This window comes from Methylobacterium sp. WL116, assembly GCF_008039455.1.
GTDB lineage: Bacteria > Pseudomonadota > Alphaproteobacteria > Rhizobiales > Beijerinckiaceae > Methylobacterium.
Genome location: NZ_VRUV01000807.1, coordinates 1 through 1,443, shown reverse-complemented (window position 1 = coordinate 1,443; position 1,443 = coordinate 1). Strand labels below are relative to the sequence as shown.

The following is a 1,443-nucleotide window of genomic DNA, read 5'->3' as shown; positions in this document are numbered from 1 at the left end:
GGCACGGCGAGGAACGCCGCGAGCGCGGCCCGGCGCAGGAAGCGAGGCCCGCTCATGCGGCCTGCGAGGCCGAGGTGTGGGTGAGCAGCGCGTAGAGGGCGTGCCCGTCGCGGGCCGCGCGGATCCGGTCGAGGATTCCCGGCTCGCGCAGGATGCGCGCGACCTGGGCGAGCGCCTTCAAGTGGTCGGCGCCCGCGCCCTCGGGGGCGAGCAGCAGGAAGGCGAAGTCGACCGGGCGGCCGTCAAGGGACTCGAAGTCGACCGGGCGGTCGAGGCGGGCGACGAGCCCGAACAGCCGGTCGAGCCCCGGCAGCTTGCCGTGCGGGATCGCGACGCCGTCGCCGATGCCGGTGGAGCCGAGGCGCTCGCGCTGGAGCAGGGTCTCGTAGACGTCGCGGGCGTCGAGCGCCGGCAGGCGGCGGACGGCCTGGGCGGCGAGGTCCTGCAGCACCTGCTTCTTGGCCCGGGCGCGGAGCGAGGGCACCACGGAATCCGGATCGAGGAATTCCAGCATCGGCATTGAAGGACCGCCCGTCCGATCGAAAGCCATGGGGGCCCCGCCCCCATGAAGAGGGGGCGCGCCGCGTTGTCCGCGCGGCCCAGCCCCGAAAACATCAATCCCCGCGCCGACGGGCCGGTTCCGGCTCCCTCGGCTCAGGCCGCGGCGCTCGGCGGGTCGACCCAGCCGATCGCGCCGTCGCTGCGCCGGTATACGACGTTGATGCGGCCGGTGCCAGCATGGACGAAGACGATCACCGGGGCGCCGGTGAGGTCCAGCGCGGTGACCGCCTCGCTCACCGAGTGGCGCTTGAGGGTCTTGGTGCTCTCGGCCACGATCGGCGGATGGTTCGAGCCGTCGTCGGGCTCGTCCTCGTCCTCCTCCGGCGCGGCGAAGACCGCATAGGCCGCCTCGACCGCGGCGCCGTTCGGGCCCCCGTTCGGCCCTTGGGCATGCTCCTTGAGCCGGTGCTTGTAGCGGCGCAGGCGCTTCTCCAGCCGGTCGGCGGTCTGCTCGAAGCTGGCGCGGGCGTCGTGCGCGGTGGACGACGCCTCGATGGTGAGCCCGGAGACGAGGTGCAGCACGCAGTCGGTGCGGTAGGCGGTGCCGTCGCGCCGGAGCGTGACGTGGCCGGTGCTCGAGTCGTTCATGTGCCCGTCGAGATACTTGGACAGGGTCGCCGCCATCCGCTCGTCGACCCGACCCCTGAGGGCTTCGCCGAGGTCCAGGCCGTGGCCCGTGACGCGCAATGACCCCATGTATCCTCCGGTTTGGTTGACCCTGGTCTCTTGCCCGCGGATCGAGGCCCGCGGGATTCGGCGGAACGCCGACCCGCCGTCGCGGCGGGGGACGGAGTTAAGGAGTCGGCGCAGGGGAAGTCAACGGAGAGGGCCGGCCCCTCCGGCGGCGGCCGCGACGCCGGGGCGAACCCGAAGCCGCGGCGC

2 protein-coding genes are annotated in these 1,443 nt (G+C 73.5%); both read right to left on the bottom strand.

The window, feature by feature from the left end; translation table 11 throughout:
- Positions 1-52: 52 nt before the first annotated feature.
- Positions 53-520 (bottom strand): PTS sugar transporter subunit IIA, encoded by a 468-nt coding sequence (locus FV223_RS27520; protein ID WP_147729862.1) that lies wholly within the window; start codon positions 518-520, stop codon positions 53-55.
- A 134-nt stretch (positions 521-654) separates the two neighbouring features.
- Positions 655-1,257 carry a ribosome-associated translation inhibitor RaiA gene (gene raiA / locus FV223_RS27515; RefSeq protein WP_147729861.1) on the bottom strand — a complete coding sequence of 201 codons (603 nt, stop codon included), beginning with the start codon at positions 1,255-1,257 and terminating at the stop codon, positions 655-657.
- Positions 1,258-1,443: the final 186 nt, after the last annotated feature.